This window comes from Vibrio sp. 1069 (assembly GCF_033340555.1).
Genome location: NZ_JAWOWP010000548.1, coordinates 1 through 620, shown reverse-complemented (window position 1 = coordinate 620; position 620 = coordinate 1). Strand labels below are relative to the sequence as shown.

At 47.9% G+C, this 620-nt stretch carries 1 protein-coding gene; it reads right to left on the bottom strand.

The window, feature by feature from the left end:
• Positions 1 to 620, bottom strand: a 620-nt coding sequence (locus R7040_RS27660) for a helix-turn-helix domain-containing protein (RefSeq protein WP_318097773.1), incomplete at both ends; no start/stop codon positions are given.

Here is a 620-nt window from a genome sequence, read left to right as displayed (position 1 = left end):
TCGACAGTACAGATATCGGTGTCGAGATCGAACATACGACGCACTCCAGACACTAAATTTTGCAGCCTCGCAACTTCTTCAATTTCGAATTCAAGCTCAAGGTTTCCTTCACCTTTGCTCGCCTGAAACCACGCTTTGCTGTTATCCAAACAAACATTGCGTTGGTAACTCTCGCCGCTCACCCGCTCCACGCCCTCAATGGCTCTTAATCGGTAAAAATCCAGCATGTGTTGCCAATTCAACTCGCCACGATAAGACAACGCAATTCGATTCGTGCTCACGCCATCAAATTCTCTTCGACGAACTTGAGAAGGCGTGAGCTTCAGAAACTTTTGGAACGCATCGTTGAAACGGCGCGTACTGTTAAAACCAGCGGCAAAGCCGACTTCCGTAATCGACATCGAACTGGAATGCAGCAACTGTTTGGCGAACATTAACTGCTGATATTGCGCGTACTGTTTTGGTGACATGCCGAGATACTGCTCGAACAACATACGCAAGTAACGATCAGAAATCCCAACGCGTTCAGCCAGTTCAGACACCGAGTGGTGATGCAGCTCTCCTCGATCAATCAACGAAATCGCGCGTTGAAATGTTGTTTCTACACCTTTCCATGCCCA